Genomic DNA, 17261 nt, shown 5'->3' on the forward strand with positions numbered 1-17261 from the left:
GTGCGGGGCCGCCTGAACACGACGATGCCGCAGCCGGGTCGCCGGGCAGGCGGGTTTTCACGAAGTGGTGCCGGGGACCTCCGAGGCACCGCCGGCCTTCACGGCCTCGACGACACGTTCGTGGAACGCGGCGAGGCCGCCGGGTGGGAGCGGGGTGGGGCTGCCGGTGAGGGTGTACCACTCCTCCGCGCCGGTGTACTGGATCCGCACCAGCGCTGTGCCGTCCGGGCCGGCCTCGGTCGTCAGGGTGACGTCGCCGGTGATGACGCCAACCTCGTCCGTCATCGCCCCGCCCGGCCCCGCCTTCACGTGGTCGGTCAACGGGACCGACCCCTCCGGCACGGCACCGTCGTCAGGCTGTCGCGTGTTGTCGGGCTGGTCGGTCATGAGCACGTCTCCATCATCTCGGTCAGCTTCTTCTTCTCCGCCTCGGTCCCCGTCAGCTGGTACGTGGACTCACGTTCGTCCACGCCGTCGCGTACGTGCACCAGTAGCCCTTGGCCGGGGGCTGCCAGTCCTCGGGCCCTTGGTCGCCCTTTCCGCGGTTCGTCGCCGCGGACACCGCGAGGAGCTGAGGGCGGGGCAGGTCGTTCGCGAACTGCTTACGCTGCTCGGCCGTCCAGGATCCGGCGCCCGATCGCCGGGCATTGGCGAGGGGCACCATGGAATGCGGTAGAGCCCATCACGGTGGGCGACCGTGCCTCCCTGCACCAGCAGAGCTCCTGCCCTCTACGCGACCCAGCAATACACAGCATGGTCGTTTGCTTCTGCCCCACCGGCCAGAGCTCCCAAGCTTCCCGGCATCTCGACCGCCACCTCAGATCCGATCTCCTCGCCGTCCACGGCCCGCTGCCTGGCCCACTCCGTGGCGAACCCACGCAGTCGGGCAGATTCCGCCTCGTCCAGAGCATCCACCAGACGGGCCGAGAGCGCGAAGACAACACATCCACCATCGTCCGCACCAGCGACAATCCGCGGTTCACCGGCCTCAGTGCTCCTCGAAGTCGTCGCCGCAGACGAGGCACTCCCACTCCACCGCGGTCCGTTCGGAATCGAAGCTGCCGAATGAAACAGACTCAAAAGCGAGCCCCGGTCCGCCCCTGACAACGCGGGCGGCAGCCGCATCGTCCGGTGCCACGAAGTCACCCCGGTGGGGTCCGAGGCTCCCGCGCCCGTGGTCCGGGCCAACCTGCGGAGCAAGTCCGGGAGCCCGTCCGAGGGGCAGCAGGTCGCCTTCACGCTCGAACTCGGTGCCGTCCGGTTCGAGGCCGGAGACGTGCGCCCCTGACCGGCCGGAGCCTGCCGGACCGGGCGCGCAGCATGGTGCGGGTCTCCTTCGCCGCCGCTGCGACGCCTCACCACAACGCGATGCCGTAGTGCCGAGCGGCCCCGCCCCCTCTCGCGGACAGGTCTTCCCATGGCTGGTGACACCGGCCCCCTGCACACGCTGGAGATGGTGACAATTCCGGCCCCCAAATCAGGGCCGGAATCCGGAAGCGGCCCTACTCGACGACGACGTCGTTGCAGGGCTTCGCCGGCGGGGCCACCGCGCTGCGAGCATCGCGCCAGCGGGCCACCTCGCCCTCGACGCCGCCCTTGGCGAGCGCGCTGTAGCCAGCCCACGGGCGCGGGTCGTTGTCGTCCATGTCGGTAAGGCCCACGACGTACTGGCGGCCCGGCTCGAGTACGACGTGCACCGGGTCATCGTGCACCGGCTCGCCCTTCGGGGTGACGCCCTGCGTCACGGTGAACGACTCGGGCACGGTGCCTTGCAGCGCCCGCAGGAGACGTACCTCGCTCGACCGGTAGGCGCTCCCCGACTCCTCCCACGACCTGGTGGTCCGTACGGCTTCCACCACGGCCAGGCGCTCGAACTCGTCCGCGACGACCGCGTCCTTCGACAGATCCACGTCGCACACCGCGTGGCTCGTGCTCTCCGCACTGGCCAGCGCGTACCAGCCGCCGCCGGCGAGGAACACCCCGGACGCGATCCCGGCCACCATCCACACACGAGCACTCATCATCAGCCCCACAGCCGCTTGTAGTTGGCCTTGTCGACGCCCTGAGGCACGTCGTAGGTGTCCTGGACGGTCGGCCACATCAGCGACTCCGTGGTCGCCTTCGCCTTGTGGCAGAGACCGAGCGCGTGCCCGAGCTCGTGGGCAACGACGCTCTTGCGCCTTTTCGGCGCGTAGTCCTTCATCCGTGCCTTGTTGATGCTGATGTAGTCCGTCCACCCCGGGGCCGCCTTGTACTTCCAGATCGCGGCGGCCGCCTCCTTCGGGTCGTTGAACTCCTCGAAGTCCAGGTCGTTGACCGTGCCCGCCGTGTCCGCGAGGAGCTTGATCTTCGAGCCGGAGTACCGCCACGCGGAGATCGCGTGGTTGATCTCCGTGAGGTACGCGGCCGAGTCCGTGTACCGGATCTCGCCCGCGTCCACGGAGCTGAACGACGTGGACTCCGACTCGCCCTTGAGGCACGGCGCCGGATCCACGGCGTGCGCCGGGCCGGGGGCGAGGAGCAGCAGCGCGGCGGCGGCCGATAACGCGGAGAGAGGACGCTTCACCCTGTCCACGGTAGGGGCTCCGTACGCGGGGACGATCGTTTCAGCGCCGGGGCCCGGAAGACATATTGTCTTCCGGGCCCCGGCGTCGACGCCTAGTGCTGTGACCGGGAAGGTTCACCGGATGAGTCCTGCGAGATGATCACGTCATGAGTGAGATCGTCTTGATGTCGGATCCCAAGGTTGCCGCCATACCCGTTGCGGAGTGCGGTGAACGTCTCGTAGACGTTCGCCGGGGCAAGTCGTTGTTGATCGATTCGCGCAAGCAGGACCCGGCAGATGCCTATGCGTATGTGCGGGAAGGTGTGGTGGAGCGGCTAATTGAGGCCCAAAAGCTTCTTCCGCACGGCTTGCGACTGCTGTTTGTTGAGGGTTACCGGCCACCCTCGCTTCAGCGCGCGTACTTCGAGGAGTACGCCGGCCAGCTGCGGGCCATCCATGCCGACTGGTCCGCCGAGCAGATCCACTCGGCGGCGAGTCGGTACGTATCACCGCCCGACATCGCTCCGCACAGCGCCGGCGCGGCTGTGGACCTCACCCTGGCTGATGCCGAGGGACGCGAGCTGGAGCTGGGCACCCGGATGAACGTAGACCCCGAGGAGAGTGACGGCGCCTGCTACACCCACGCCGCCAACATCAGCACGGAAGCCCGCGCGAATCGGAAGCTGCTGGGTTCCGTGCTCACTGCCGCGGGTCTGGTGAACTACCCCACCGAGTGGTGGCATTGGTCCTTTGGCGACCGATATTGGGCTCTGATCACTGGTGAGACCGCAGCCCTCTACGGCCCGACGGAGATGGCCTCGTCAGCCTGACAGCCTGCTGGCCACCTGGTCACGCGGCAGCGGGGCGTCCGCCCCAGCGGATGCCTTTCTCGCTGCGGATGCGGGCGCGTTCGCGTCGTTGGGCAGCGAGGACGTCGGGGTGGCGGGCGTTCTGGTTGCGCGGATTCGCCAGTTGAGGTGGGCGGAGAGGTTGTCGAGGATCACGTGGATCGGGGCGCCGTCCGGGCGGGCGGCCCGGATCGTTCTCAGGGCGCCCGGCGGTCAGCATGGCGTCCTCGTGAGCGCCGAAGTCGGCGAGGCGGTGGGTGATGAAGTGGTCGAGCGCGGCCAGTGCCTCGCGGCGGCTCGCGGGAAACAGGCGGGGCCGTCGCGGCCCACGAAGGTGATGCCCTCTTCGCGTTCCCAGCGGTCCAGGTCCTGCCTGGCCCCTTCGTCGGTCTCGTCCTCGCGGGGACGGTACAAAGGCGGCGCGCCGAGTGTGGTGAGGCCGCGGGGCGGTGGCTCGCGGTTGTCGTGGTCCAGGTTCCACCGTCCTCCCGCCGGCCCGTCCCCTTCCATCAGGATGTCGTGAGTGCGCCGGGTGTGCTGGTAGAGGTTCTCCTGCAGAAGCCGCCTGCCCTGCTGCAGCGCGGCCCAGTCCGCGAACTCCCGGTGCCCGACCAGAAAGCCGCGGGCCGGGTGGACGGTGATGTGAGGGAGCGACGTCACCAGGGCGAGGGCGGCACGGGACGTGGGGTGGTGGACGGAGACGGGTGCGTCACCTACGGCCTGCAGCAGCCCTTCCCGATAGGTCTCCGCCTTGACGTACTGGGCTCGCTCACCCAGGTCTGCCGCCCGGTGGCGCATGGCGCTGAGCACGAGGTGGGCCTTGGCCCGGTGGAATCGGCGCCGCCGCAGAACCGCGAGGGACTCGATGAGCAGCCACCGGACGTTCCTCGGCGCCCCGCCCCCGGCGGTGGCGGTGAAGTGCGGTCCGAGCTGGTCTCCGAACAACCAGTGCACTGGGCTCATGCCCGCATCCAACCAACTCGGACCAGGCCGACGACGAACGACGCGGCCGTTCCACACGTTCGTACGCTCACGTCCACCGTCCCCCTCGCAGGGCTATCGCAGCGGGTCACATCGGCGTGAGGACGGTGTCGATGATGTTGACCGTGGCGTTGGCCGTCTGGACGTCGCCGCAGACGATCTTCGCTGTGCCGTTGACGGTGAAGCTCTCTCCGGATCCGGCAGTAGTCAGAGAACTACCCTCGAGGGTCTTGAAGGAGCCCTTGTCGAGCTGGTTCGGTGCGATCTTCTCGCCCACCACGTGGTAGGTGAGGATCTTGGTCAGTTCCGCCTTGTCGGCCAGGATCTTGTCCAGATCAGCCTTCGGGATCTTCGCGAACGCCTCGTTGGTCGGCGCGAACACGGTGATGTCCTTGGCGTTGTTCAGGGTGTCGACCAGACCGGCCTTCTTGACGGCCGTGACCAGCGTCGACAGGGCCGGGTTGTTGGACGCCGCAGTTGCCACCGGGTCCTTCGCCATGCCGGCGAGACTGCCTGAGCCTTCCTTGGGTACTGACGCACAGGCCGGTCCGTACGGGTCCGCCTGAGGGGACTCGGCGAACGCCGGTACTGCCACGCCCAGCGCTAGGGGGAGAGCGAACGCTGCTGCCGCGAGTGCGGCGGTGCGGCGTACGTAGTGGATAGCCATGGCTTCCTCCTCCGAATGGGTCTTCGGGGCTCTGCCGTTCGCTGAGGCGGCGCCTTGCCGGGCAGAGCACCTTCACTCTTGATTCGTCACCGGACACAGGAGTGATTGGTTCGGGTATCGGCGACATCTTCTTATTTGATATTCATCAATACTTGGCTCCGAGGTTGCCATCGCTCGCGAGCGGCACGGCGTCGGTCGCCCGTCACCCGTGTCGGGCCTCGGCCGCGATGGGCAGTCGCTCCGCGACCTTGTCCGCGAGCGCCTCGAACTCCGACCGCAGGAAGGGTTCGGCAACTCTGGCAAGGCCCTTGAACCGCAGGGAGGCGGTATAGGTGAGCCGGGTCGCGGTCGCCGATCGCGGCTCGAACTTCATGACGTCCCTGGCGGCTACGGTCTTGTTCGCCCCCGCGAAGACGAGCTGGTGTGCATCGCGGGATTCCAGGACGTAGACCAGATCCGTGGTCCGCCCTCGAAATCGAGAGGTGTTGTTCCAGGTGGCCCCAGGCCGCACTGGCCCTTCGTCGGTCCGGACGCACCGTACGGTGCCCGGGTCCCAGTCCTGGGCATGACCGAAGTCCGCCAGGTAGGTGGCCAGGTCTTCCAGCGGAACTCCGACGATGAAACCGCGCTGCACCGTGATCACTGTTTTTCGCCCCTTCTGCCGCCTCCGTCTCTACCGAAGCGCCCCGAGACTGCACCTACTCTTCGCTCCACGGGCCGGCACCGGATGCATCCGACGCGGTTGGTTGCGTCCTTGTCGGCGTACAGAGGTAAGCGGCCGGTGCCGCCGGACGGAACCCCACGCCGATCGCCTCAAGATCCGGCTCATAGGCGCCGTGCCGGCGGGCGCACCGGGCCAGGTCCCGGTCGTGGCGGAACGCACCCCCTCGGGTGACGTGCCGGTCGAAGGCCCAGCCCTCGGTGCTCGGCACCTCGGCGGGCGCGCCCGGGTAGCCCGGGTAGCCCGGGTAGGGAGCGTAGACGGTTGAGGTCCACTCGTCGGCGTTACCCGCCATGTCCAGCACCCCGAAAGGGCTGGCGCCCTTCGGGAACGAACGAGGGCGAGTCGTTCCCCGAGCCACCGGCAGTAGGCCGTCGCCGCCTCCCAGGCGACCCCGATGACCGGGTGGTCCGCCGGCCCCTGTGCGGCCGGGCGGCCGGTGGCTGCCGCGAAACGTGTCCACTGGCCGACCGTGACCGGGGTGCGGGCGATCCGGAACGCCGGGACGTGGATCTCCGCACGTGGGGCTTCCTTCATGTACCTCACCCCCGGGCAGCCGATGGTCCGACCGCGACAGGCAAGGGGGTGTCCCAGCCTTTTCACCGGTTCGGCCGTACCGCACCCGCTCGTGGGCGCTGCCGTAGCCGGCCTCGACTCAGCGGGACCTCCGGGCCGAGCACGGCCCGCGCGCCCTCATACAGACCGGACGAGTCGGCCTCGCAGCCCGGCGGGGCTTCAACTGGTCATGCCGTGGGAGCGGTGGCTTTGGGCCCGGGCAGTTCCGTGTAAACGGAGGCGAAGGCTGAGGCCGCAGCGTCAATCGAGTAGTTCGCGCGAACCGTTGCCCGGGCCCGGCGCGCCATGGAGTCGAGAACCGCGGGCTTCAGGGACAGCAGTCCCTCCAGCCCCTCGGCCAAGGTCTTGGACGACGAGGTGTCCAGGAGAAGACCGTTGACCATGTCCTCCAGGTAGTGGGGAATTCCGCCACGACTCGTGGCCGCGACCGGCAAGCCCGCGTCCATGGCTTCGAGCACGGCGATGCCGAACTCCTCCTTCGCGCTCGGGCAGACGTAATAGGCTCGGCCCGTGCTTCCAGAGCGGGCCAGCGCCCGCTCCAGGCAGCGGACTTCGGTGTTGGCCATCGCTGCCACCATCGCGAGCCGTGAAGACGCCCCAGGGTTCGCCACGATGAGATCGGCGATCGCCTTCCGCACTTCCCGCTCACCCGGATCCGCCCGATCCCCGCGAGGGGATCCGCCCACGACCACGAGCGTCGAGCGGAGATGGAGTCCGGACTCGATCCATGCCTGCACCAAGACGTGCTGCTGTTTGAGCGGGTGCAGGCGCCCCACGGTGAGCAGGATGGGCTGGCTGCGCTCGTCGGCGTCGAGGGCGGAGGGCAGTCCGGTCTCGAAGAGCCTTTCCAGCAGGTGCTCGTATCTCCGGGTCTCGTCGACGGCGGGCCGATAGGCCGTGATTCCTTCCGGTGGCGCGATCGGTCCCCGTCCACCTCGTGCGGCTGCGAGTTGGGGAAGGTAGCGGACCAACTCGGCTGTTCCGCCACGGCCCGGGATGCCGATGACGGCATCGGCGCGGTCGACGAGCCGGTCGGCCGCGAAAACGCGGTGCAGGTCTTCGCGTAGGGCCTCCGTCGGGGTGCCGCCGGTAGCCGTGCGGCCTGCATGCCGCTCGCTGACGCGGCGGTGCGGGTCGGGTGTGGCAGTGAAGACCAGTCTGGTGCCGAGCCGGCGCGCTGCTTCGGCGACTGCTAGGGATCCGTCGTCGGCGAACCTGACATGAACCAGGTCGGGCCGTCGTTCCAGCCCTTCGAGGAGCTTGCGCGTCCACCAGGTGAGCGCGCTTGCATCGCCGGCTGGTCCTCCCCCGGGAGTAGTCACGGTGTGCGGGTCGGTCGGCAGGCTGAGCGTCCAGTGCCCCGGTCCGCGACCTCGCAGGAGAGTGGGCTCGGTCAGAAGTTCACGCGCGTCTTTCGTCACGAGGGTGATGACGGCATCAATGCGCTCGGTGCGCGCGAGTGCGTCGCCCAGGCCGGCGAGCAGGACACCGAGACCGCCGCTACTCCCCTCTCCTGGGCTGTCCATCTCGCCGAGCAGCATCGACTGGACCACGAGCAGGCCGGCTCCGACCGGCAGGGCGGGAGATTCGAATAGTCGCTCGCCTCTGGCGGCCGTGAGCAGCAATCGTTCATAGGCCTCGGTAGCGGAATCGGGTTTCGGCAGTAGACGCCGACCCGCGGGGTGGCCCGCGACGTGGCGCCACAGGGCCAACCTGGCCGGCCTCCCGGTCAAGGGGCGCTCTCGGGCGCGGGAAGCCCACTGGTCCGCATCCATGACGTGGAGCCCTCCCGCGGTGGCGAGGTCGATCAGGTGAGCCAACGTTTCGGAGTCGGTACATTCGCGGATTTCTCTGATGAGCGTGCGGCGGACCGGATCGGTTCCGTGACGGCGCAGCGACAGCGGCCAGGCTTCCGCGACGGTGCTGCGCAGCCGTTGGTCCGCGTTCAGGGTGGCGGCCAGGAGGGCTTCGGGGTCGGTGGACCCGCGCAGGCGCAGGGTGCGACGCAGTAGGGCCGTTTCCCTGTCGCAGGGATCCGACAAACCGTCGGCCGGATCGTCGTCGTGCCAGGGACGGTACTCGGCGTTGAGGAAGGAGGCCAGTGTGCCGAATGTCGCTGGTGTCCGCGGCGCTTCTTGTGTGTCCCAGAAGGCCTGGCGGGCCGCGACGAAAGGGTCGAGCCCTTCCTGCGGGGTGGTTGCGTCCATGGGGCGCTGCTCTCGCTTGGGCGGATGGTCACCGTTGTTTCCGCCGCGCTCGCGCCTTCGGATGCGGACGGAGGGGCAAGCAGTCGTCGGGCTGCGTCCGGATGCCCGCCTGGTGCCGAAGAGGGCAGGACAGTCCTCTGCCGGAAGTGGGGCCCTCGTGCCGCGTGTCACCGTGATCGCTCCGCCGTTCCACTCGCACGCTGCCCCGCTGTCCGTGCTGGCGGGCGAGCTCCGGGCAGCGGGGGCGGAGGTCACCTTCGCCTGCGCCGAGGCGTTCGCGCCGCTGGCTGAGGCCGCGGGGGTGGATTTCACCCCACTCACGGTTTCGCGCAATGCGAATACCGGAATCGCCCGGCGCACGGTGCAGGGTCGGGACGAAGCGCGACGCCTGGAGGAGTTCCTCGATGCCACGCTCGCCGGGGCTGTTCCCGCGCTGCTGGTTCAGGCCCGCCACCGCGGGGCCGACATGCTGGCCGAGCCGGAGCGGGTGCTGGAGGACCTGCGGTCATTGCACGCCCGCCGGCCGGCGGACTGGTACGTGGTGGACCAGCTGAGCTACTCCGTCACCCTCGCACTGCACTGCCTGGACCTGCCGTACGCGACGTTTTGCCCGGGGCATCCCAGTTATTTGCCGGCCGCGCCGGACGCGCTGTTCGGGGTGCCCTATGCGTGGCCGCAGGCCGTGCGGCCGACGACCGCCGGGCTGCACACGCTGCGCCAGGAGGCACGGGTGAACGACCGCTCCTTCACCGCGCTCTTCGCACGGTTCATCGCCCTTCACGCACCGCATCGACCGGTACCGGGGCGGGCGTTCTCGCTCTGTTCGCCCCGAGCAGTGGTTCTGCACTATCCGCGTCTGGACTGGCTCCCCCCGCGCCCCGAAGGCCCCGAGTACGTTTTCAGCGGGCACTTCACTCGCGCCGAACAGGAAGAGCCGGGTCCGTTCTGGGAATCCGAACTGCGCCGGCTACGACAGGGAGGCCGACGTGTGGTGCTGGTGGCGCTGGGAACATTCCTTTCAGCCCGGCATGACGTACTGGAGGCAGTCGCTCGGGGAATCCTGGCCGAGCGCAAGGACACCTCAGTGATCATCGCGGCCGGGGACCGTGCCGACTCGCTGGCCTCCCTGGCCGGTCCTCGGGTCTCGGTCGCGGCGACCGTACCCCAGCAAGCGCTGCTTGCCCGGGTGGATGCGATGGTCCACCACGGGGGCAACAACTCCTTCACCGAGTGCCTGGCCGCCGGGGTTCCCGCCCTCCTCCTCCCCTTCTCCAGCGACCAGTTCTCCATCGCTCACGATGCCGAAAGGGCGGGGGCGGGCCTGTGCCTCGACCCGTACGGTTTGGACGCCGGCAGCGCGGGCCGTGCCGTCTCCACGCTCCTGGACGCACCCCGACACGCCCTCGACGAACTGCGCCGGCACGTGCGCTCACGGGGTCCCGCACAAGCGGCCGGGCGACTGCTTCATTTGATGGCCTGAGCCGCTGCGCCGGCTCACTGGTACGAGGGGGTGTCCCACGGTCCGATGCTGCGCGATCGGACCGGCTCCGCGAAGCGCGGCGCGGCGCGGCGCGGCGCGCGGGCGACGGCCTGTCGGGAATCGGCGTGGCCGCGGGCGGCGCGGGGTGCTTCGAGGGCGAAGTGGGCCAGAGCCGTGCAGATCGGATCGCCTTCGCCCGCGCCGCTCTCCTCCCCGATGACCCGGGCAAGGGCGTCTGCGTGGCGCAGCCACATGGCCTGCTGGTAGTCGCGCAGCGCCGGGGTGGCATCGACCAGCGCGAAGAACGCCGTGAAGCGCGGATCGGCGCCCGTGGCCGCCATGCGGTGGCGCAGCGCGTGCTCGCGCAGCGCGTGCTCGCGCAGCGCCGCTGGGATCGACTGGCCTTCCGGCCGGTCGCGCACCGCTGCGAGCAGGCCGGCCTCTTGGTCGGCGTCCTCGTCGAAGACGAGGACCTCTTTGACCGAGAAGTGCTTGAAGAGCGTGGTGGTGGACACGTCGGCGGCGTCGGCGATCTCGCGGATGCCGACGCCGTCGTACCCGCGCTCCAGGAACAGGCTCAGCGCGGCGTCCGCGATGGCGCGGTGGGTAGTCGCTCGCCTTCTTCCGCTCACGGCGTCCCGCCGGCGTCGCCGGAGCAGGGGCGAGGTCCGTCTCGGACATGGCTCCACCCTATTTTTCCGGTTGCGCGGATCACAAAGTTGAATGGTTGCACTTATTGATCGGTTATGTTTTTCTGGAGGAGCGGGCGTCGGAACAGATGCCTGCCTCCTCTCCCTCATGCCCGAAAGGAGTGATCAGTCATGTCCACGACTGCCTCCCTCCCCTCCGAGGGCCCCTCCGTCGGCCCCGCGACGGGCCCCACGGCCGGCCCCACGGCCGTACCGAAGAACGTGCGCTGGGTGCTGCTCGGCGTCATGCTCGCGATGCTGTTGTCGATGCTCGACAACATGGTCGTCAGTACCGCGATGCCCACGATCGTCGGCGATCTCGGCGGCCTGGAGCACATCTCCTGGGTCGTCACCTCCTACACCCTGGTCACCGCCGTCACCACGCCGATCTGGGGCAAGTTCGGCGACCTCTTCGGCCGCAAGCCCATGTACCTGGCCTCGATCGGCGTCTTCATCCTCGGGTCCGCCCTGTGCGGGACCTCCGGCTCGATGGGCGAGCTGATCGCCTTCCGCGTCGTGCAGGGCATTGGCGCCGGTGGCATCGGCGCGGGCGCCTTCGCACTGATCGGAGCCCTCGTACCGCCGCGCGAGCGGGGCAAATACCAGGGCATGACCGCCTCCGTGATGGCGATCGGCACCATCGGCGGACCGCTCCTGGGCGGCTTCGTCACCGGCCACTTCGACTGGCGCTGGGCCTTCTACATCAACCTCCCCATCGGGCTCCTCGCCCTGGTCTGGCTGTGGCGCAAGCTCCGGATCCCCGCCACGCGCATCCGGGCGAAGATCGACTGGGCGGGCATCGCCCTGCTGACCCTGTCCATCACCGCGATCGTCCTGGCCGCCACCTGGGCCGGCAGCACGTACGCCTGGGGGTCCTGGCAGATCCTGTCGCTGGGCGCCGCCGCGATGGTGGGCCTGGTCCTGTTCATCCAGGTGGAGAAGCGGGTCAGTGAGCCGCTGCTGCCGCTGAGCGTGTTCACGGGGCACCGGAACTACCCGCTCGCGATGGTCCTGATCCTGGCCGCCGGTGTGGTCATGTTCGGCGCGGGCCTCTACCTGCCGCTGTTCCAGCAGACCGTCCAGGGCGCCTCGGCCACCAACTCCGGACTGCTGATGCTCCCGATGATGATCCCCGTCGTGATCGTCTCGACCATCGCGGGAAAGGTCATGTCCGCCACCGGCAAGTACAAGATGTTCCCCGTCGTCGGCACCCTGTTCCTGACTGCCGGGCTCGGCCTGCTGGCCACCATGGACGCCCACACCTCGTCCCTGCTGACCAGCCTCTCCATGGTCCTCGTCGGCATCGGCCTCGGCTTCACCCTGCAGATGGCCGGCACCATCGCCCAGAACAGCGTCTCGCTGCGCGACATGGGCGCGGCCATGAGTTCGGTCAACCTCTTCCGCACCCTGGGCGGATCCCTCGGCGTCGCCGTCTTCGGCTCGCTGTTCACCCGCGCCGTCCAGCCCACCCTGCCCGCCGGTGGGGACACCGGCCCGGGCACCCTGCGTAACCTGCCCGCCGGAGCCAAGGACGCCTACCTCACCGCGGTCACGGACGGCACCAGCCACATCTTCCTCACCGCCGCGATCGTCTGCGCACTCGCCTTCCTCGCCTCCCTCTTCGTCATCGAAGTCCCCCTGAAGAAGGCCGGACCGCCCGCACCTGCGGCCACCCCCGAAGAATCCGCCGCCTCCCCGGCCAACTGATATCCCCCTACACGCGGCAGCGATGCCGACCATACGAGCGGAGCGCCACCATGAACACGACCACCACACCCCGCATCGCGATCGTCGGCGCGGGCCCCGGCGGGCTGACCTGCGCCCGCATCCTCCAGCGCCACGGCATCGCCGTCACCGTCTACGACCGCGAGTGCGGTCCCGACGCCCGCAACCAGGGCGGCACCCTCGACCTCCACGAGGACAACGGCCAGATCGCCCTGCGCGAAGCCGGACTCCTGGAGGACTTCTTCCGGCTCTCCCGCCCCGAAGGACAGGAAATGCGCCAGCTGGACCCGGCCGGCACGATGCTCTTCCACCACACCCCCGACGAGGGCGAACACTTCAAGCCGGAGATCGACCGCGGCGACCTCCGCGACCTCCTCCTGAACTCACTGGAACCCGGCACCGTCCGCTGGGGTCACACCCTGCGGTCCGTCGAAGGCCCCGAGGAGGGCCCCCGCCAAGTGCACTTCGGCGACGGCACCACCATCGAAGCCGACCTCGTCATCGGCGCCGACGGCGCATGGTCCACAGTCCGCCGCGCCCTCTCCCCCGCGCTCCCCGCGTACACCGGAGTCAGCTTCCTCGAAGCCTGGTTCCAGGACGTCGAAACCCGCCACCCCGCCATCGCCGAACTCGTCGGCCAGGGCGGCGCCGCCGCGGCCGACGGCGAGCGCGGCCTCTTCGCCCAGCGCAGCAGCGGCGACCACATCCGCGTCTACATCATCCAGCGCGTCCCCGCCGACTGGATCGCCGCGAACGGCCTGACCGTCAACGACACCGAGGCCATCCGCGCCCACCTGCTGGAGCAGTACCGCGACTGGTCACCGGCCCTGCGCCGCCTGATCACCGACAACGACGGCCGCTACGTCGACCGCCCCATCAACGCCCTGCCCGTCCCGCACACCTGGGACCACAACCCCACCGTCACCCTCCTCGGCGACGCCGCCCACCTCATGCCCCCGCTCGGCGTCGGCGTCAACCTCGCCATGCTCGACGCCACCGAACTCGCCCTCGCCGTGGTCAGCAGCGACACCCTGGCGGAGGCCGTCCGCGTCTACGAGAAGACCATGGTGCCCCGCTCCACCGAGATGCAGCGGCTCCTCGACCACGGCGCCGAAGAACTGCTCTCCACCGAACTCCCCGACTTCGCCGACTCCGCCGACTCCGCCGACCAAGATGCCTAGACGCCTATCGGCCGGACAAGTCCTAGCTGTTCCCACACCGCGTCCGATCAGCAACGGCCCGGGCATCGGACACCAGGAAACCCTGTCCAAAACTTCTGCGCGGCGGTGACCAGGCCGCTCGCCAGGACGCCGGAGCCGGTGACCTACTCGGCGGCCTGGGCGAGCATCGGCTCGAAGGGCGGGGACAGAACCACTCGGGATGGCCTCCTTCACCGCCCCTCGAACCTGGCACCAATAGCCTTTCCCGCCAGGCCGGACCTCGCTCGCGGATTCGGCCAGAGAGCCCTGCCACATCAGGCTCCGGGGTGGGTTGGTCCCGGCATACCTCCGCGATAGCCCTTGCCCAGAGGCACCTCACCCACGACTACGCCTCAGGGCGCCCGGCAGTCCGGGGAGGGGGTGGGCTGCCGGGCGCATGGCACGAGGGGCGGTCCTGTCACCGCGGCCCTGATGCCGTGAACTCCCAGGAATACGGGGGCGCCGGGGGAAGGCGCCCATGCGTGCACTCCGGGGGAGCTCGACCCTTTCAACGACCCACCACAGAAACGGTTCTGCACGCATGTGCGGGCCCCTCGCGCGCCAACCGTCCCGTCATCGGCTCGTTGACCGCGTACGGGGGATGCGCACCCGTGTCCGGCGCTCCAAGCGGTGTCGGATGCGGGCTCTGAATCACACAGCTCGGAGTACTGGGGTCTGCCAGTGCAGCGGTACCTGGCAGACCCCAGCCACGAACCGGATGGCTTCGCGCGGCTCCGGCCGGGCCCGTGGCCGGTGGGCCTCACTCGCCGCCGGAGTGCGTATCCGAATCCAGGCCGGGGCCGGGACCGCCGTGACGACGATTGCCGCCCGACCGTCTTCGGGACTGGCCCGCTGGGCGTGGCGCGGCCCCTTCCCAGCGCGGGGTGCGATGAGGGAAGACGTACTCCAGCATGCGCGGGTCAAGCCGGGCCTCTTGGAGATGCCGCCGGCCCGCAGGGGTCATCTGACGCTCCCCGCCTGCCACCAGACCCCACGTGGCCAACCCGCGGCCGATCTCCTCAACCTCCGGGGAGCGCTCAAGGACCGCTCGTACGAGCTCGATGCCCGTCGGGCGCCTGCAGAAGACGACCATCGCGCGCTCGACCGGATGCAGAGGCTGCCTCCCCTCCACCGCATGAACCTGTGCGCTCTGCACCACGAGCAGCTCACGCTGGTGCAGCGCGGTGACCGCACTGTCCACCACATGCCGGGGCCCGCCCGCCAGGAACGCGACGTCATACACGTCCAGGGGTCTCGTCTCGCCCGATCCCCTGACGATCCACCGGAACACCCACCGCATACCAGCCCCCCGTCACGGCCCGCATCTGCCCCCTGGCAGTGCAGCCTTCCCGATCCCTCAAAGCCTGATGGCATGCAATCAACTTGGGGCGGCACAGAACAGCCCGCCCCAGCACCGGAACACCCTGCCGGCAGTGGTCGGGGTGTGCCGGCGGAGTAGTACAAGCGGCACACCACCCCCGGGCCGCCAGCCGGAGCGGACTCCCCGGGGCGCGGGTCGTAAAGCGCCCGGCCGCCGGGCCACCGCCCCAGTTCGGTGATCAGGGCGGCACCGTCCTCGATCTCCTCCGGCCGCCAGCCCGTGATGTCGAGCAGCAGTCCGTCCAGCGGCCCACCCACGAGCACGGCGTACGTCTGGTGCGGCAGCGGACCCGGGTTGACGTCGTCGTGGTCGCGGCCGTACACCCGTCCGCGCAGCAGCTGCTCGTCACTGTCGTTCATCCGACCAGCCTCCCGGCCGCCACCGACAAGCCAGGCGCCGGCTGCCGATACGAAGGGAGCTCTTTCCCATGGCTATCGCATGGGAAGGAGACATCCGATGGGGTTAACGGGTCAAGCGGCGATGGCCAGTTCGATCTTGGGCGGAGCCGGGAAGGCGGTGGTCTCGTTGTAGGGCGTGCCCGTGGCCAGGCAGGGGTGGAGGCAACCGAGGAGCCGGTTGTAGAGGTTTCCCTGGGCGGAGCTGTGGCGGTCGCCGGCCTTGCGTCGGCGGTCGCAGGGGGCCCTGGCGCCGGGCGAGGCGGTGAGAGAGGCGAAGGCCCAGACGTAGCCGACGGCGGCGAGCCGCTGGTTCTTGACCCGGCGGACCATGACCGCGTGGCTCTTGCCGGAGGCGCGGGTGACGGGCGCTGATCCGGCGTATGCCTTGCGGGCCTTGGCGCCGGCGAAGCGGGTGCGGTCGTCGCCGATCTCGGCGAGGACCCGGGCGCCGCTGAGCGTGCCGAGGCCGGGGAAGCTGGTGATGACCGCGGCGTCGTGGTGCCGCTCGAACAGCTGGACGGAGGCTTCGGCGAGGTCGGCGGCGGCGGTGCAGGCGGCCTCGAATTTACCCAGCAGGGCCAGGGCCTGGCGGCCCATTGCGCTCTCGACCAGCGGGAGCTGGCGCATCTGCGGGACGCGCAGGGCGGCGTGGAGGCGCTCGACCTCGGCGTCACGGTCAGGAATATGCCCAAGCCCACCTACATAGCGGGAGCCAAGGCCCGGGCCGGGCAGAGGGGTGGGCAAGCCTGCTGGACGGCGGGCTTGTCCAGGAGAACGTTCGGCTTGCCCGATGCCCTGACCCCTCATCGGTCACAGTCACCGGTCGCAGGGTCCGCGTGACCGATCCAGGCTCCGCCATCGGTCAAACCGCAGGTCAGGGGTTGTGACCGATCCGTGCAACTCTCTGCGGAACCGGGCGCCTGAGGGCTTGCCCAGTGACCTGTGACAGCGAAGCTGGACCGGCAGGGGCTTGAGCCGCGCCATCCCGGAGTCCGGCTCGCCGGAGGATCGCTCTTTGCCGCAGGTGCCCGAGCACCACTGGCGGGCGCGGGATGGCTCGAGGTGGCCGTGGAGGTTCCGCATGCCGCACATTCCCGCTGGTCACACCTCTGGTGAACTCCTGCTCGAAGGAGTGGTCCGAGCACCAGGGGTTTGGCCTGAGGGGCTGGAAGGGGCAACCGCAGGTCAGCCAGGACGAACAGACACGCCCAGAAGGTCTGCACCCGACTAGGTTCACGCCGAGAGCGTCAGCACTTCTCCTTCCGCGCCTGCTCGATCAGCGGCTCGGCCTCGTCCAGCGTGGAAGTGACCTGCCAGGTTTCGGCCGCCCGGTGCAGGGTGTCGGCGAACTCCTGGTAGACGTGGTCCTGTTGAGCCGCGTCGGCGGCGCGGTTGGTCGCCGCGTTCAGGTACTGCTCGGCGGTCTGGTAGTAGGGGTCGGTCAGATTTGACGGCCGGGGGCGGGCGAGGTGGTCGGTCAGCTGCTGCAGGGAGGAGCAGGCGGACTTGGCGAAGTCGCGCGCCGCCACCGTGGCCTTGGAAGGCGTCGAGCTGCAGGCCGCCAGGGGGAGCGTGGACGCCAACAGCAGGGGCAGGGGCAGTGACAGACGAAGTATCAGCTGACGTCGACTAGTCATGGATCAATCCTAGTTGGCATGCCGGCCTGACCGACCGGAAATCCGGTGGGCCGCAGCCACCGTCTCGCCCGGCCCACATCTGGGCCTTGTCTGCTCGGGCTGCAACGGCGGCCATCAACGACGGCGCCGCTTCCGCCCACTCTCGCCTCAACGCCCGCGCACCTCGGCGGGCTCGTCACCCGCGACGGTAGAAGCCAGCCACACGAT

At 69.4% G+C, this 17261-nt stretch carries 14 protein-coding genes and 6 pseudogenes; 5 read left to right on the forward strand and 15 right to left on the reverse strand.

The window, feature by feature from the left end:
• Positions 1–57: 57 nt before the first annotated feature.
• Both OG730_RS00375 and OG730_RS00380 read right to left on the reverse strand, forming a co-directional pair.
• On the reverse strand, positions 58–387 hold the full coding sequence (locus OG730_RS00375; protein ID WP_442814792.1) for a hypothetical protein: 330 nt from the start codon (positions 385–387) through the stop codon (positions 58–60).
• Positions 384–664: pseudogene (locus OG730_RS00380) on the reverse strand (GmrSD restriction endonuclease domain-containing protein); the annotation flags it as partial. The gene OG730_RS00375 and the pseudogene OG730_RS00380, both read right to left, overlap by 4 nt.
• Positions 665–1150: 486 nt before the next feature.
• Here OG730_RS00380 and OG730_RS00385 point away from each other — a divergent pair.
• The gene (locus OG730_RS00385; RefSeq protein ID WP_327302173.1) at positions 1151–1288 is read left to right on the forward strand and encodes a hypothetical protein; all 138 of its coding nucleotides are present in this window, start codon (positions 1151–1153) and stop codon (positions 1286–1288) included.
• A gap of 214 nt (positions 1289–1502) precedes the next feature.
• On the opposite strand, the gene OG730_RS00390 is transcribed toward OG730_RS00385, so the two are convergent.
• Both OG730_RS00390 and OG730_RS00395 read right to left on the reverse strand, forming a co-directional pair.
• Positions 1503–2021: a hypothetical protein gene (locus OG730_RS00390; RefSeq protein WP_327302174.1), complete on the reverse strand. Its 519-nt coding sequence runs from the start codon at positions 2019–2021 to the stop codon at positions 1503–1505.
• Between the two features lie 2 nt (positions 2022–2023).
• Positions 2024–2566, reverse strand: a complete 543-nt coding sequence (locus tag OG730_RS00395) for a matrixin family metalloprotease (RefSeq protein ID WP_327302175.1) — start codon at positions 2564–2566, stop codon at positions 2024–2026.
• A gap of 146 nt (positions 2567–2712) precedes the next feature.
• Between OG730_RS00395 and OG730_RS00400 the strand changes: the two genes are divergently transcribed.
• The gene (locus OG730_RS00400; RefSeq protein WP_327302176.1) at positions 2713–3375 is read left to right on the forward strand and encodes a M15 family metallopeptidase; all 663 of its coding nucleotides are present in this window, start codon (positions 2713–2715) and stop codon (positions 3373–3375) included.
• Positions 3376–3394: 19 nt separating this feature from the next.
• On the opposite strand, the pseudogene OG730_RS00405 reads toward OG730_RS00400, so the two are convergent.
• From OG730_RS00405 to OG730_RS00430, 6 genes and pseudogenes are all read right to left on the reverse strand, one after another.
• Positions 3395–3597: pseudogene (locus tag OG730_RS00405) on the reverse strand (IS630 family transposase); the annotation flags it as partial.
• 4 nt (positions 3598–3601) lie between these two features.
• Positions 3602–4356 (reverse strand): annotated as a pseudogene (locus tag OG730_RS00410) (cryptochrome/photolyase family protein); the annotation flags it as partial.
• A 106-nt stretch (positions 4357–4462) separates the two neighbouring features.
• A complete protein-coding gene (locus OG730_RS00415; protein WP_327302177.1) occupies positions 4463–5041 on the reverse strand; it encodes a fasciclin domain-containing protein in 579 nt (192 codons plus the stop codon).
• Positions 5042–5243: 202 nt separating this feature from the next.
• A complete protein-coding gene (locus OG730_RS00420) occupies positions 5244–5684 on the reverse strand; it encodes an SRPBCC family protein (protein ID WP_327302178.1) in 441 nt (146 codons plus the stop codon).
• A 55-nt stretch (positions 5685–5739) separates the two neighbouring features.
• Positions 5740–6365 (reverse strand): annotated as a pseudogene (locus tag OG730_RS00425) (SUMF1/EgtB/PvdO family nonheme iron enzyme).
• A 140-nt stretch (positions 6366–6505) separates the two neighbouring features.
• Positions 6506–8545 carry a glycosyltransferase family 4 protein gene (locus OG730_RS00430; RefSeq protein WP_327302179.1) on the reverse strand — a complete coding sequence of 680 codons (2040 nt, stop codon included), beginning with the start codon at positions 8543–8545 and terminating at the stop codon, positions 6506–6508.
• A gap of 214 nt (positions 8546–8759) precedes the next feature.
• Between OG730_RS00430 and OG730_RS00435 the strand changes: the two genes are divergently transcribed.
• On the forward strand, positions 8760–10025 hold the full coding sequence (locus OG730_RS00435; protein WP_327302180.1) for a nucleotide disphospho-sugar-binding domain-containing protein: 1266 nt from the start codon (positions 8760–8762) through the stop codon (positions 10023–10025).
• Positions 10026–10039: 14 nt separating this feature from the next.
• Here OG730_RS00435 and OG730_RS00440 read toward each other — a convergent pair whose 3' ends face one another.
• The gene (locus OG730_RS00440) at positions 10040–10657 is read right to left on the reverse strand and encodes a TetR/AcrR family transcriptional regulator (RefSeq protein WP_442814793.1); all 618 of its coding nucleotides are present in this window, start codon (positions 10655–10657) and stop codon (positions 10040–10042) included.
• A gap of 189 nt (positions 10658–10846) precedes the next feature.
• Between OG730_RS00440 and OG730_RS00445 the strand changes: the two genes are divergently transcribed.
• Complete coding sequence (locus OG730_RS00445) at positions 10847–12421, forward strand: MDR family MFS transporter (RefSeq protein ID WP_442814794.1); 1575 nt, start codon at positions 10847–10849, stop codon at positions 12419–12421.
• 50 nt (positions 12422–12471) lie between these two features.
• Positions 12472–13620, forward strand: coding sequence for an FAD-dependent oxidoreductase (locus tag OG730_RS00450; RefSeq protein ID WP_327302181.1), 1149 nt, complete (start codon positions 12472–12474; stop codon positions 13618–13620).
• 778 nt (positions 13621–14398) lie between these two features.
• Here the strand turns inward: OG730_RS00450 and OG730_RS00455 are convergent.
• The 4 genes and pseudogenes from OG730_RS00455 to OG730_RS00470 all read right to left on the reverse strand — a co-directional run bounded on the left by OG730_RS00455 (position 14399) and on the right by OG730_RS00470 (position 17054).
• A complete protein-coding gene (locus OG730_RS00455) occupies positions 14399–14938 on the reverse strand; it encodes a TIGR04222 domain-containing membrane protein (protein ID WP_327302182.1) in 540 nt (179 codons plus the stop codon).
• Positions 14939–15078: 140 nt separating this feature from the next.
• Positions 15079–15378, reverse strand: a pseudogene (locus OG730_RS00460) (hypothetical protein); the annotation flags it as partial.
• Positions 15379–15489: 111 nt separating this feature from the next.
• Positions 15490–16089, reverse strand: a pseudogene (locus OG730_RS00465) (transposase); the annotation flags it as partial.
• A 575-nt stretch (positions 16090–16664) separates the two neighbouring features.
• Entirely contained in the window at positions 16665–17054 is a 390-nt protein-coding gene (locus OG730_RS00470; protein ID WP_327302183.1) for a hypothetical protein, read from the reverse strand.
• Between the last annotated feature and the right edge of the window lie 207 nt (positions 17055–17261).

The organism is Streptomyces sp. NBC_01298, from assembly GCF_035978755.1.
Taxonomy (GTDB): domain Bacteria; phylum Actinomycetota; class Actinomycetes; order Streptomycetales; family Streptomycetaceae; genus Streptomyces.